The 13886-nt window shown below is 53.3% G+C and carries 13 protein-coding genes and 4 pseudogenes; 14 read left to right on the plus strand and 3 right to left on the minus strand.

What is annotated here, in order from left to right; translation table 11 throughout:
• Positions 1-7: 7 nt before the first annotated feature.
• From EJ576_RS08940 to EJ576_RS08995, 13 genes and pseudogenes are all read left to right on the plus strand, one after another.
• Positions 8-511: a phage major tail tube protein gene (locus tag EJ576_RS08940; RefSeq protein ID WP_068932994.1), complete on the plus strand. Its 504-nt coding sequence runs from the start codon at positions 8-10 to the stop codon at positions 509-511.
• Positions 512-525: 14 nt separating this feature from the next.
• Positions 526-798: pseudogene (locus EJ576_RS29940) on the plus strand (phage tail assembly protein); the annotation flags it as partial.
• A gap of 24 nt (positions 799-822) precedes the next feature.
• Entirely contained in the window at positions 823-1128 is a 306-nt protein-coding gene (locus EJ576_RS29945; RefSeq protein ID WP_256656592.1) for a phage tail assembly protein, read from the plus strand.
• 140 nt (positions 1129-1268) lie between these two features.
• On the plus strand, positions 1269-3749 hold the full coding sequence (locus EJ576_RS08950) for a phage tail tape measure protein (protein ID WP_126570085.1): 2481 nt from the start codon (positions 1269-1271) through the stop codon (positions 3747-3749).
• Positions 3750-3758: 9 nt separating this feature from the next.
• Positions 3759-4604 (plus strand): annotated as a pseudogene (locus tag EJ576_RS08955) (phage tail protein).
• On the plus strand, positions 4579-4785 hold the full coding sequence (locus EJ576_RS08960) for a tail protein X (protein ID WP_069673263.1): 207 nt from the start codon (positions 4579-4581) through the stop codon (positions 4783-4785). The pseudogene EJ576_RS08955 and the gene EJ576_RS08960 overlap by 26 nt, the downstream one beginning before the upstream one ends.
• A 16-nt stretch (positions 4786-4801) precedes the next feature.
• Positions 4802-5845 (plus strand): phage late control D family protein, encoded by a 1044-nt coding sequence (locus tag EJ576_RS08965; RefSeq protein ID WP_126570087.1) that lies wholly within the window; start codon positions 4802-4804, stop codon positions 5843-5845.
• 63 nt (positions 5846-5908) lie between these two features.
• Entirely contained in the window at positions 5909-6472 is a 564-nt protein-coding gene (locus EJ576_RS08970; RefSeq protein ID WP_069673320.1) for a glycoside hydrolase family 19 protein, read from the plus strand.
• The gene (locus tag EJ576_RS08975; protein WP_126570089.1) at positions 6454-6996 is read left to right on the plus strand and encodes a lysis system i-spanin subunit Rz; all 543 of its coding nucleotides are present in this window, start codon (positions 6454-6456) and stop codon (positions 6994-6996) included. Before EJ576_RS08970 ends, EJ576_RS08975 begins: the two co-directional genes overlap by 19 nt.
• A gap of 149 nt (positions 6997-7145) precedes the next feature.
• Positions 7146-7940: a DNA adenine methylase gene (locus EJ576_RS08980; protein WP_126570091.1), complete on the plus strand. Its 795-nt coding sequence runs from the start codon at positions 7146-7148 to the stop codon at positions 7938-7940.
• Positions 7941-8110: 170 nt separating this feature from the next.
• Complete coding sequence (locus tag EJ576_RS08985; RefSeq protein ID WP_126570094.1) at positions 8111-9124, plus strand: ParA family protein; 1014 nt, start codon at positions 8111-8113, stop codon at positions 9122-9124.
• A complete protein-coding gene (locus tag EJ576_RS08990) occupies positions 9124-10002 on the plus strand; it encodes an SIR2 family protein (protein ID WP_126570096.1) in 879 nt (292 codons plus the stop codon). Before EJ576_RS08985 ends, EJ576_RS08990 begins: the two co-directional genes overlap by 1 nt.
• Before the next feature lie 158 nt (positions 10003-10160).
• Positions 10161-10265, plus strand: a pseudogene (locus EJ576_RS08995) (DUF4113 domain-containing protein); the annotation flags it as partial.
• 66 nt (positions 10266-10331) lie between these two features.
• Here the strand turns inward: EJ576_RS08995 and EJ576_RS09000 are convergent.
• Positions 10332-11885: a hypothetical protein gene (locus tag EJ576_RS09000; RefSeq protein ID WP_126570100.1), complete on the minus strand. Its 1554-nt coding sequence runs from the start codon at positions 11883-11885 to the stop codon at positions 10332-10334.
• Positions 11886-12453: 568 nt separating this feature from the next.
• Here EJ576_RS09000 and EJ576_RS09005 point away from each other — a divergent pair.
• Positions 12454-13059, plus strand: a complete 606-nt coding sequence (locus EJ576_RS09005; RefSeq protein ID WP_126570101.1) for a DUF4145 domain-containing protein — start codon at positions 12454-12456, stop codon at positions 13057-13059.
• 105 nt (positions 13060-13164) lie between these two features.
• Here EJ576_RS09005 and EJ576_RS09010 read toward each other — a convergent pair.
• Positions 13165-13305, minus strand: a pseudogene (locus tag EJ576_RS09010) (transposase domain-containing protein); the annotation flags it as partial.
• Between the two features lie 99 nt (positions 13306-13404).
• Positions 13405-13617, minus strand: coding sequence for a hypothetical protein (locus EJ576_RS09015; RefSeq protein WP_126570103.1), 213 nt, complete (start codon positions 13615-13617; stop codon positions 13405-13407).
• Between the last annotated feature and the right edge of the window lie 269 nt (positions 13618-13886).

Genomic DNA, 13886 nt, shown 5'->3' on the forward strand with positions numbered 1-13886 from the left:
GCCGCCGATGGTTCCGCAAACGCTCTACAACATGAACGCCCATATCGATGGCGTCAGCTTTGCCGGGGATATCACCAGCGTGACCCTTCCCAAGATGACCCTGAAAACCGAGGAGCATCGCGCCGGGGGCATGGATGCTCCGGTTGAGATGGATCAGGGCATGGAGAAACTGGAGGCCAGTTTCGCCGGCAAGGGCGTACGCCCTGAGGCCATGAAGTTTTACGGCCTTGCTGATCAGACCGCCTTCAACGCGGTGTTCCGTGGCTCCTTTAAAGGTCAGAGAGGCGCGACCACTGCGGTGGTTGCCACCCTTCGCGGCATGCTCAAAGAGATTGATCCAGGCGACTGGAAAGCCGGTGAAGCCGGCGAGTTCAAGTACGCCGTGGCGGTCAGCTATTACAAGCTCGAAGTCGCCGGTCGGCTGATGTACGAGATTGATCCGGTCAACTGCGTCCGGGTCATCAACGGTGTCGATCAACTTGCCAGCGTACGTCGCGACCTGGGTCTGTAACGGAAAGGTATCTCATGAAAAAGCTGAAACAACTTCCATCCTGGCTCACGGTCACCTCCGATAGTGCAACGGTCGTCCTCACTCGTCCAGCCGATATCAACGGCGAGAGGCTCGAGCAGTTGAGCCTACGCGCACCGACTTTGCGGGAAGTACGCGCCTCGGACGCGATAGGCGGCGATGACGCGGTGTTGCGTGAAGTGACCTTGTTCGCCTCGCTGACTAACGCGGGCACCAAGGACATTGATGGGCTCACGTTGGTTGACTACGGACGGGTGCAGTCGGCCTATTCCCGCATACTTCAGGACAGTGGTATTCCTGAGAAGAAGGACGAAACACCTGGCTGGTTGGTCGTTGATCTTGAGCGGGCGCTGGTGACGTTGTCCAAACCCTGCGAGATCAAAGAGGTGAAGGTAGACCGCCTGACTCTGCGCGCACCCACGGTTCGCGACGTGCGCGCTGCAGCTTCCGCCTCCAATGGCGATGACGAACAGCGCGAGACCATCCTCCTGGCCAACCTTACTGAAACCGACATCAAGGATTTGGAGGGGCTCAAGCTGACGGACTACCAGCGGCTACAAGCCGCCTACTTTCGCCTGGTGCAGGATGACGGGGTTTAACGCCTCCCTGCAGAAGCAGGCCGCGAAACGCCTGGCTGCGGAGTTCTCCTTCGCGGCCAGCGAAATCGAGACCATGCCCTTTTCCACGATGATCTGGTGGCTCACGGACTGAGCCCCGCATCCCTGCCCGGAGTAATCCCATGGCAAATAACCTGGCGCTCGGCCTGGTCATCGGCGGCGCCGTCAGCTCCACCGTCGGCGCCGCCTTCAAGGACGTTGAAGGCCGTATCAAGAAACTTGGCGAAACCGGCACCAAGGCCCGCGTGCTGCAAAGCACCATCGGCGACACGATCCGCTTGCGAGACGAATGGAAAAAGGCCCACGACACTGGTGCGGCGTCGGCTGACGGTCTGTTACGAAAACTGGAAAACAACCTCAAAACCCTGAAAGAGCAGGGTATTGAAGTCGGCAAACTGCGCAAGGAATACCAGGCTCTCGGCCAAGTAGCGCGTGGCGCCGAACTCAAGGCGCTGGGCCACACGCAGATCCAGCAGGGCAAAGAGGGAATGAAAAACTCCCTCGGCAAAGCGGCGGCGTTGACGGCGTCGCTGGCGATTCCGACCAAGGTCTCCGGCGATTACCAGGCGCAGATCCGCCAGATGTCGTTGTGGGCCCACACCTCCGGCACCGGCGATGAGATCGAACTGGCGGCGAGCATCAGCAAGGTCGCTGCGGAGAAGGGTATGAGCCAGCAACTGCTGGCGAAATCGGTCGGCGCGTTGATCGAAAAGGGCGTGGATTGGGACGTGGCCACCGCCTATGCCGGACAGATCGCCGACCTGATCGACGGCCAAGGCATGGAGCCCGAAACCATCGCGACCCTGATCAACTCTTTCAAGGAGGCTGGAGTCAAGCAGGGCGACATGGCGGCGATGCTGGGCCAGGTAGCAGCGGCCGGTGACATCGGCGCGTTCGGTCCCAAAGAGATGGCGCGGTATCTGCCGGCCATGCTCGGCAACATCAAACGCCTGGGCATGGAAGGCCCCGAGGCGGTGCGCTTTCTCGGTGCCAGCCTGCAGTCGCAGTTCTCGCAAACCCAGGACGCTGCAGCGGCAGCCACCAACATGAACAACTTGCTCAACGCAGTGATCAGCAGCACTAGCCAGGAACGTTTCGCCAAGGAAGGCTACGACCTGGCCGGCTCGATTCTCGCCGCGACCAAAAGCGGCAAGGCAGCCAACCCGGTCGACGCTTTTATCATGCTCAGCGAGCAACTGATCAGGAAGCAGGACCCGGCCAAGGCTAAGAAGATCGAGGCGCTCAAGGCCAGGATCAAAGCGTCGGCGGACGGCAGTGCCGAAGAGGAGCAGGCTATGGTCGCTCTGACCGAAGCGGCCGGGTTGGCGAACATCGTCAGCGATCAGAGTGCCAGTGCCGGTTTGCTCGCGCAGATCAAATATGGCGACAAGATCAAAGCGGATATGTCGACCATCAAGGACACGGATGGTAAGGCCAAGATCGAGGCTGATGCGGCGAAAGCGCGAGAAACTTCCAACCGGAAGTGGGCCTCCGCGACTGCCGGCATTGAATCATCAATGACGCGTATCGGTGATGCGGTGCGGCCGCTGACGGACATTGCGGCAGACGGTCTGGCGAAAGTGGCGTATGGGCTTGGGGAGTTGGCAGGGAAGTTTCCGACCGTGATCAGCGGTACTACGGTGCTAGCCGCTGGTGTTATCAGTCTCGGTGCTGCGATCAATGCGATCAAGATCGGTAAAGGCCTGCTCAACGTTGGGCGTGGCTCGCTGATGGGCAATCCCAACGTGATCCAGCGCGTGTTCGTCACCAACCCATCCAGCGGCGCGGGCGGGGTTGATGTCGGAGATGGGAAGCGTCGCCGTGGCAAGGGTAAACGTGGTCGCGGTGGTCGAGGTCCTATCCCCGGCCCGGTACCCGCAACCCCGGTCGGAGCCGTCGCCAGTCGATTCGCGCCAAAGGCGATGATGGGCAAGGGTCTTGGGTTCGCCAAGGTCGGCGCACCTATGGCGCTGATCGAAGCTGGATTGATTGCTGCTGATACGTATCAGAATGCCGAGACCCGCGACGAAAAAGCCGAGGGTTACGGCAACGCCGCCGGTACTTTGGCTGGCACGCTGGCCGGTGCTGCAGCTGGGGCAGCGATTGGTTCGGTAGTCCCGGTGATCGGCACGGTGGTCGGTGGACTGATAGGCGGATTCCTCGGGAGTTGGGGCGGCGGTGAGCTGGGTAGCGCTGTGGGCAAGGCTGCATTTGGTGGGCCGGATGCCACTATAGAACGCTTGGCTCAACCTTCGCCGTTACTGCTGCCGAAACCAACCGGGCCGGGTATCTCCCGACTCGCGCAATTGGCGCCGACTCCTAAGACCGGCCCACTGATGGGAGATGTCGCTCGCTCGCTGGTGACGGCTCCACCAGCAGCGGCAGTGCCCGCATTGCTCAGTGCCGGTACAGCAGCAAAACCGGACCCGGCTCGCGTCGAGCAGGCCTGGACGTTCGCCCCAACCATGCCGGTGACCGTGCAGGGCGACGTCAAGGACCCACGGCAACTGGCGCAGGAAATGATGCCGTACATGCGTCAGCTGTTCGAGGAGTTCAGCCGAGAGCAGGCGCGGCGAAATCTGTTTGATGCCCCTCACGTTTAAGGAATAGCCATGGCTTACATGGAGCAACTGCAATCCGGCTTCAAATCCCTGGTCCAGGCCGGGGAGGCTGGCCGGCACAGCATCGACGGCATGATCGGGCCGGTGAACGGCGCCATTGGCGAAATCACCGGTGCGGCTGATGAGCTGTCCAGCATTCCCGGTGTGCCGCCGGGCGTTGGCGAAAAGTTGCAGCGGGTGATGCGCGGGATCGATGCGGCGCAGTCCAAGGTCGGCGCGGTCTTGTCGACCTACAGCAAAACGACCCGTGCGATATCGGCCATTGATGAACGCCTGGACACTTTGAAGGAACAAGCCGCTCGTGCTAGTACGGCAATCAACCAGATGGCCGGCAAGGTCAGCCCAAGCCTGGCGAACATCTTGCCCTCCAGTGCCTTGGCGCCGAACGCGACTCCCTTGGCGGAAGCGGTGAAGCCGTTCCCGCATCTGTTGATCCTGCAGCCGCTGCAAACCAACGCCCAGCCGTTTTACTTCAACCTGGACACGGCGGCCTTCGACGAATTGCGCCGGCTGACGGAATTTCGCTGGGCTTAGCAAGAGCGCCTCAGTCGTCGACCGGCGCAGCAGGCCGTGGGCATGGGGGAGGAAAAACTCAGCCTCAAGGGCGCGATCTTCCCCACGTTCAAAGGCGGCCTCAAGCAACTGGACACCCTCCGCTCCATCGGTGCGAAGTTACTGCCGTTGAACCTGATCACTGGCTACGGCGTAGTCCTCGGGACCTGGTGCTTGCGTAGCCTGGAGGAAGAGCAGGGCGCGTTGCTGGCTGGCGGGATCCCGCGCAAGCAAACTTTTAGTTTGGAGTTCACACGCTATGGCGATGATATGCAGAACGTCTGACGGTGACCTGCTGGATACGCTGTGCTATCAGCACTACGGGCACCTGAATGGCACTGTCGAGGCGGTGCTGGCGGCCAATCGATTGTTGGCGGATGAGCCACAGCCTTTGCGCACGGGGTTGCTGATCACCTTCCCAGATCTCCCTGAGCCTGTGGGCGAGCAGGTGCAGTTGTGGGATTGAACCTCGGAGAGAACCCATGAAACCCATCTTTCGAATTGTGGCTGATGGGGCAGACATCACTGCCCTGATCAATGATCGCCTCTTGCTGCTGCGTACGTTGGATAAGCCCGGCATGGAGTCGGATGAGTTCGAGTTGCGCATTGATGACCGCGACGGCGCCGTGTCCCTCCCCGAAAAAGGGGCAGCGATACAGATCTACATGGGGTACGACCGCAAAGCACTGACCCGCCTGGGCCGCTACACGGTCGATGACATTGAGGTTTCCGGCCCCCCTGATACCCTGGTCATTCGCGGCAAGGCCAGCGACATGCGAGGCAGCGGCAAGACCACTCGTAGTGGTAGTTGGGAGAATGTGCCGTTGTCCAATATCGTCAGCGACATTGCCGCTCGCAATGGCTGGAAGCCTGAATGCCCCGTCGCCACGCTGGTGCCTCGGGCTGATCAGTTGAACGAGTCAGACTTCAACTTCATCACCCGGCTCGCCAAGGATCACGACTGCACGGCCAAAGTCGCCGACAGCAAGCTGCTGGTGCTGCCTCGCCAAAGCGGACAGACCGCTAGTGGTAAGAACCTGCCGGCGATCACTATCCGACGCAGTGACGTCAGCCGCTGGCAATTTCGCTTCACTGATCGCACCACGCAGAAAGCCGTCAAGGCTAGGTACCAAGACAAGAAAACCGGCGAGCTGGTCAACCTGACTCTGGACAACGACGACGCCCCTGCAGGGCTGCCGCCCGTTCATACCGATCGGCATATCCATCCAAATAAATCCGCCGCTGAGCAGGCGGCCAAAGCCCGACTCGCGGCATTCAACCGCTCCACCGCCGAGGTTCGGCTGGAGATGGTTGGGCGCACTGACTTGTTTGCAGAACGGCAGATCAATGCGCAGGGCTTCAAGGACGGTTTGGACGGCGAGTTCCTCGTCGACTCAGTGGAGCAGGTGTTCACTCAGTCTGGATGGAGCACCACAGTGGAATGCAACGCAGGGAAGAAAGGTAAGGCCAAGGCGGCCGGTAAGAAAACGAAGAAGTCCAAGGAGGTCAAAGTCCTGGAGCTGTAATTGGCCGTACCTACTTCATCACCCGCCGCCTTTGAGCGGTCTTTTTTTGCCTGGGGAAAAGCGATGTCCATTACCGAGCAACAACTCCAACGCATCATGCCCAACGCCCGCCGCCAAGCGGGCGTTTTTGTATCCGCGCTAAACGCAGCCATGACCAATCGCAAGATCGATACGCCAAAGCGTCAGGCAGCATTCCTCGCCCAGGTCGGTCACGAGTCCGGCCAACTGCAGTACGTGCGTGAACTGGGGAGCGATCAATACTTCAGCAAGTACGATACCGGCCCACTGGCTGCAAAGCTGGGGAACACGCCTGCTGCTGATGGTGACGGGCAGCGTTATCGCGGCCGTGGGCTGATCCAGATTACCGGCCACGACAACTATCTGCGTTGCAGCCTGGCGCTGTTCGGCGATGAGCGATTGCTGCGCACGCCGGAGCTGCTCGAACTACCGCAATGGGCCGCCGAGTCGGCCGCGTGGTTCTGGTCTATTAACGGATTAAACGCGCTCGCGGATCAAGAGCAATTCAACACCATCACCCGGCGGATCAACGGCGGGCTCAACGGCCTGGAGGATCGGCTGCAACTCTGGGCCAGGGCGAGGGCGGTGTTATGCGTCTCTTCGACCTGATTCCCGCGCAATACCGGATTGCGGCGGTCGGCCTGCTGCTGGTGATGTTGACCGCCGGATCTGCTGCCCTGGCCTGGACCACTCAAGACTGGCGCTATGGTAAGCAGCTGGAGCACCAGGCCCGGCTCCATGCCGACACCCTCGGCGAGTTATCCCAAGCCGCTGCCGCCCTGCAGCGCAAAGAGCAGGACAAGCGATTTGCCCTGGAGCAGCGCCTGCACAACAACGACGAAACCCACCACAAGGAATTGACCGATGAGCAAACGAAGCAGGCTCGTCTGCGTGATCGCCTGGCTACTGCTGATCTGCGGCTGTCAGTCGTTCTCGCCGCCACCGAAACCACAGGCAACTGTGCAGTGCAAACCACCACCGCCACCGCCCGCGTGGTTCATGGCCCCACAAGAGCCCAACTTGACCCAGCGCATGCTCAACGAATTATCGGAATCACCGATGCCGGCGACCAAGGATTGATCGCCCTGCGGGCCTGTCAGGCCTACGCAAAAGAAGTCTCTACATCGAAGTAAAAGGAGCGGCCGGGCAGGATGCGTCAACATCCAACCCGGCCACCTTCCCCGCAGATCGACCCTGCAAGTCCAGCCAAGGCTCCTGCTTCGTGCACAAAGCGGAGCGAGCCTAGCACTGTTTATCCATACAGCAAAGGTCTTGCTTATACATGTCCACACCCATCATCCCTTGGATGGGCGGCAAACGCCGCCTGGCCGACCGCCTTATCCCGCTCTTCCCACCCCGCGAATGCTACGTCGAAGTCTTTGCCGGCGGCGCCGCGCTTTATTTCATGCGTCCTCAGGCTGCACCGGTTGAAGTCCTCAACGACATCAACGGCGACCTGGTGACGCTGTACCGCGTGGTGCAGAACCACCTGGAAGAATTTGTGCGCCAGTTCAAATGGGCGCTCAGTTCCCGCCAGGTATTCGAGTGGCAGAAGATGACCCGCCCTGAAACCCTCACCGACATCCAACGCGCCGCCCGGTTTTTCTACCTGCAGCACCATGCCTTTGCCGGCAAAGTCACTGGGCAGACGTTTGGTACCGCGACCACAGGCCCGGCCATCAACCTGCTGCGGATCGAGGAGAACCTTTCTGCAGCTTGGCAGCGGTTGTCCGGCACCTATGTGGAGAACCTGCCGTGGCTGGACTGCGCTGAGCGCTATGACCGTGCACACACTTTCCACTACATGGATCCGCCTTACTGGCAGACGGCCGGTTATGGTGTGGATTTCCCCTTTGAAAACTACGAGCGCATGGCCGACTTCATGCGACGGTGTAAAGGAAAGGTGATGGTCAGCATCAACGACCACCCGGATATCCGTCGCGTGTTTGAAGGCTTTCACTTCGAGACGTTGGAGATCCGCTACAGCAACACAAATCAACGACAGGGCAGGGCCGAGGTCAGTGGCGAGCTGGTTATCATGAACTGGACACCTTCATCTTTAGGTTCTCTGTTCTGACCCCGACACTTACGTTCAAAAGCGGGAAATCCGTTCTGGAGCACCGATCAGCAGATGATGATTCGCTTTGACCTTTCATTTCGTTTCGAGGTACAAGATTCCGAATATTCAGTTCGGCGCGTTAATGCCAAATTTTTCTTGCCCTCTATGCCGTTCACCAAGGAGCTTTCATGAAGGCGTTTTGCGTATTTAACAACAAAGGTGGCGTTGGAAAGACGACACTCCTATGTAATCTTGCAGCTTATTATGCTTTAAGAAGTAATAAGAAGGTTCTTGTTGTCGATGCGGACCCTCAATGCAACGCCACGGCATACATGTTCAAAGAGAAAGTCTTAGATGATCTTTACACCGCTTCGAAAGAAGGAGATACGATAAATCAGCTGGTTACATCATTAAAAAAATCGAAGGGTTATTCTGATATCCCCATCAGGAAGAGTGATACCTTTGGTGTTGATGTAGTGCCGGGTGATCCAAGATTTTCTTTAGCGGAAGATTTTTTAGCTAAAGACTGGGTTGATGCGACTAGCGGTCAAGAACGAGGTCTCAAAACGACTTTTCTTTTTAGAGCATTGCTGGAATGGGCTTCAAAAAAGAAGTATGACTATGTTTTTTTTGATATCGGTCCATCTCTAGGTGCGATAAATCGCACTGTTCTTCTGTCGTGTGACTATTTCATTCTTCCAATGTCCTCTGATATATTTAGCTTAAGAGGTCTTCAGAACATTGAAGTTGCTATCACGAGTTGGACGAAAGGGCTCGAGCGAGGGCTGACTAGCTATCGCGAGGATAATGAGGAGGATTTTTTGTTTGATGGTTTGCATAAAAGAAATCCTTTGGGAATTAAATTTCTCGGTTACGTAACTCAGCAATATACTGCGAAAACAGTAGCTGGAAAAAAGCAACCAGTTGATGCTTATGAAAAAATTATTAAGCGGATCGGACCTGCAATTAAGAAAAGCCTGATTGAAAAAATTAATCTCGGGCAATCGCTAAATTATAAGCTTGGGGAGATTCCTTATTTTAGTAGTTTAGTGCCAATGGCGCAGACTTCAACGAAGCCGATATTTATGCTCAAGTCCGCGGACGGTGTAGTAGGTGCTCATTTCGATAAGGTTAAGCAGTTCGAGAAGGTAATTGCGGATATCGCTGCGAATCTCAAGGTGAACATGGATGAGATTTCGTGATGTCTATTTGGCCTAAGGATTTGGTGCATTCGATTGCATGTAGACGATGCGTGCTTTTCTTTGGGGCGGGCGTTTCTATGAACTCGGTTGGGAATGATGGGGTCAGACCTCCGAGTTGGTCGGCATTTCTATTGGAAGCTGCCGGTCAGATCGGCCCTCCTGGAAAGAAGATTGTTAAGGAAATCACCGCGCTTATTAAGTCTGGTGATTTTTTGACCGCAGCGGAAGTGATACGGAATGAGATTAAGTCTGAAAATTTTCGAAACTTGGTGAAAGCCCGTTTTCATACGCCCGACTTTAAAGCTGCACCCATTCATAAGCTTTTATTTAATTTGGATTTGCGGATCGCGATTACTCCTAATTTCGATAGCATCTATGAGACCGCAGCAGGAGAGAGAGGTGCTGGTGCGCTCACAACCAAAATTTATCATGATGATGATATTGCAGATTGCTTGCGTCGGCATGAGCGAGTTCTTATAAAAAGCCATGGTACCGTGTCTTCTGCAAATAAACTTATTTTTACAAGGACCGATTATGCGAAGGCTCGAAATGAGCATGGCCAGTTTTATGAGTTGTTAGATGCACTTCTTCGAACGCATACGTTTATATTTGTGGGTTGCGGTGTTAACGATCCTGATATCAGATCTCTTTTGGAGAATTATCGCTACAGGCATCCATACGGCCAGAGCCATTATTTCGTAACTGCTTCGAAAAGCTTCGGGTCAGAAGTGAAAGCGGTGTTGAGCGAGTCTCTAAAGATAAATTTTGTTGAGTATTTGGCAACCAAGGATCACGCAAACCTGTCGAAAGAGTTGCAGGTGCTTATTGATTTGGTTGAGTTGGAGCGTATGGAACTCAGCAAAAATCAGTCATGGTGATTATAGCGTAGTTTCAAAGTAAGAATGGGCGTCGTTTTATGGGATAGTTTTTTGACTGGGTGTTAATAATGGATTAATTCACTCTGTAGGAAGAATTAGGTCAGCCCATGGTTTTTACATTGCCCACCTCTCTCATGACTTTAAACCACTCAAGTACGTCAGCTAGCGTGCCCGGCAGTCTAGGTTGGACTATGCGCCGGGAGATGATGAGTCAAAGTTACACAACTACGGTAGATCAGTTGTGGGCGGTAGAGTGCAAGTAATGGGAGGGGGATGGATGTGGTGAAGGAGATTTTTCCTATAAATATTGGAGTAGTTATAGCTTTGGTTCAGTTGTCTTTATAAGGTCTATAGTTTAGACTCTGAGCCGTGGCCATCCCTAAGGATATAATTGCCACAATCAGAGCGAAAATTGTTAGTACTTCCATCTTGCGTTGCGCTTTGATACTTTCCCGAACACTAATAATGCTTGAGAGTTGTTCAAGGTGTTCTCGCAGTGAATGATCCTCAGTTATCACCTGATTAGAAAGAGAGTTAGTATGTTCGCATAATTCTTGAGAAATCGTGCGCGGAGGATTCTCTGGGCGCCAATTTTGAGAGTAAAAAAGGGCGCAGTCGTGGACAAAGTTGCTAGAGTGTTCGGATCGATTTCGCAACTCTGCGGCAACTACAGGAGTTCCCAAAGAATTATCGAAAAATGTTTGAATCTTTTCAATCGCGAGTAAACCGTTGTCCTTACTCACCTTGTGCATTTTGAGCGAGGCTCGGCTCACCCGGAGGTTTTTCAAAGCCTCAGTTAGGAAACCTACAGCCGCAAAATTGCTAATTATGCCATCCATTAAGTCAGCACTATGTGATATAAATGCTCTGTTGGATCTTTTGCCTCGATATTTTGTCGCGTCATCAGAGACTTCTTCTTTGCATAAACAAATTATTAGATGGGCGGGGTCATCCTTTAGACCATTGCGACTAGTGAAGCTTACTCCAGTCCCGGTCGAACTATGCCAAGTATCGTATGGCGAGCATAATGCTATAATGTCCCTCCAACGATCAGATGTCGCGCGTCTTGTGTTTTCTTTGGGAAGTAGTGGGTTGGTAGCAGTTGTTATAAGTTCGGCAGTTGGTAGTCGATAGATGTCAGAGTTGCAAAAATATCCCGGGAGATGTGAGTGAAACCAATTTTGTGCTATTTTTCGAAGAGCTTGTCTAGCATTAATTATGTCGCGATTTTTAATCTCTTCTGCGGAGATTCTCAAAATACTTTTTCTCTCCATGCGTTTGTTATAGCCGACTCTGCTTTTTTGTAATTCTGATTCGTAAATTGTTGAGATGTGCTCTTTAAGTATGAATCCTATAACAATTGAAGTGAGGGCGGGTGTTAGTTGAAAGATTTTGACTATCAGGTAGTCAACATTATCTGGTAGTTTGGTTTCATTCGTAGGAAATAAATACTTATGGCTATCGTTGGGGCTCGATACGATTCCTACATTATACCATCCGCCATGGCCGTAAGAACGCTGTCGACGGACCCATTCAGAGGCATCGTCTCGTTTGCTAGACCCAGAACCAGCGGTCCAATTCAAACGTGCCAGGTTTTCGCACAGCAGCTCATTTTCAGATGGGCCATACATCTCGACGCCCCATACAATTTGTATGCGAAGTTCTTCGCTATCAGGCACCCGAGACTCTTGATTGGATCTGAGGTCATGCTCTTTAGAAAATGTTGATTCACTCTCAAAAAAATTTGAGAAAATATTAGGGAACAACCATTTTGTGCGCCATTTTATCCTGCGGATGAGTTTGCTAAAACGAGTGTCAGGCGTCGGTAAGGTAACGTCTGGACATTTTTTCTTTAGTTCTTCTGGTTCAATTAATTCCGACATTACCGCTGGTACTCTCAAAATGATGTATGCGTTAAATCATAGCTGTTGAACGAAGCCTCTGCACTGCATGAGGTGAAAACGCTGCCACTCTTGCTAAGTACACAGCCTTAACTCCAAGCCGCATGCACCTTTCCCTCACAATGTGATCCAGCCAAATGTTCGCGCTCAGCTTCTGAAAGGGCTTTAGGTGGCTTTGGTTTCTACGCGAATTAAGGCTGCCTGCCAGCAAGCACGCTTAGCGTGACCGCTAGTTCTAGTAGGCTTAGGCGAGGTTCAGCTTAGAGGATTGCTACGAAATTGCTACAGGACCAGCGCATAGAGGCGTTTAAAACCAATAAAATTAGGGAAAGCAACGATATACCTCCAATCCATCATCGGGGTCACGGAAAAGCGGCGTGGGCTGCTCAAGCAGATGTAAATTGGTCACCCTGTTATCCAACGACTGCATACGTACCTGCTATTCTCTATGCGGTGAATCCCGCCACAATGGGATTCTCTGTCAGTACTTTTTCGTGGATTCATGTTCTGAAATAAAAAAATATTTAATCTAAAAGTGCAAAGGTTAATCATGATAATTGAATGCAATCATTGTGAGTCAAAGGTAGATGGAGTAGAGAAAGGGGAGGTTTACGATAACGACCCGGATTATCCATTTCCCTGTAAAAGAGTATTGGTTCAATGCCCAGTATGTAAGTCGGCTCTGTTGGGGATTACGGAGAAGATACAAGTTGGGTACGATGATTGGGAGTGGGATAATTTACATCGGTTATGGCCACCACAAGATGCGAGTGTTGATCGTGAAATTCCTGAAATAGCAAGTGTTTCACTTGTAGAAGCAAGGCTCTGCTTCAAGGCTAAAGCGTATAGCGCATGTGCAGTAATGTGTGGGAGGACTATCGAAGGTTTGTGTATGCACCATAAAACAAAAAATAAAACGTTAGCTGGTGGGTTGAAAGAGTTAAAGGAGGCTGAAGTAATTGATACGAGGCTGTTTGAATGGGGGGAGGCATTGAGAAAGCACAGAAATATTGGCGCGCATGCTAGTAGTGAGAGGATATCCAAAGAGGATGCAAAAGATTTACTGGATTTCAGTAGTGCTATATGTGAGTACGTATTTGTATTGAATACTAAGTTCAATCGATTTGTCGAGCGCAGTGCGAAAAATAATAAATAATTGCGGTGTGGCTATTGGTTCGAATTAAAGGATGCGCATCTTCCAGCAGCTGGTGTGTGTTTCGTAAGCGCTCCATAAACCCCGCCAACTTTAATGGTGGCGTGCTCAGCTAGATGATGCGGGTGAGCAGTTCCACGGCAGCAGCGCTTCGTGATCTTTAATCGAGGTCGCCAGCGGTAGTCGCTCTAATGCGTGGCGCAGCCACGCATAGGGCTCTTGGCCGTTGGCTTTGGCAGTCTCGACCAGGCGTTTATACATCGTCATGCATGCGCGCATTACAGCCAGCAACCAAGGGCTTTGTCCCCGATATCCCCAAATACCCCTACGCAATTGGGGTGTGCTCAATCAGAGGTCTCTGGTTCGCAGTTTCGCTAAGCCTTGCTTGATGTGGCCGGGGTTTTCGCCTATCACGAATAAAGCGCCACGTACGTTATCGCCGATGTCACTCAATCCTTCCTTCTCGCTTTGGAGCGTCAACTCCATCAGAGCTGCTTCCAACGCGAGCTGATTCTCGTACATTCGTTCAAGCAAATCTGTGAGCGAGTATTCAACTGCCATCAACGCACCTCATCCAAAAAACCAAGCATAGCAGCGGGATAATCAGTGTGCGCTTGCTTAAAAATTTGCTACAGATACGCTGCCTCAACGATTTTGAGCAATTTCGTCGGGACATTAGGGAAGACTACGTCCAACCCTCTTCGAAACCCGTTTATTTCCCAAATCTACGCGAGATATGCTGTCACTCTTAGGGCCATGCCTTTCAAGGTCTTTGTTTAAGGCTGTTTATTTACCTTGGCAGCCTTGAGCACCCGATCTGTGGATACATG

Source organism: Pseudomonas sp. C 49-2 (genome assembly GCF_003970195.1).
Classification (GTDB): Bacteria; Pseudomonadota; Gammaproteobacteria; order Pseudomonadales; family Pseudomonadaceae; genus Aquipseudomonas; species Aquipseudomonas canadensis.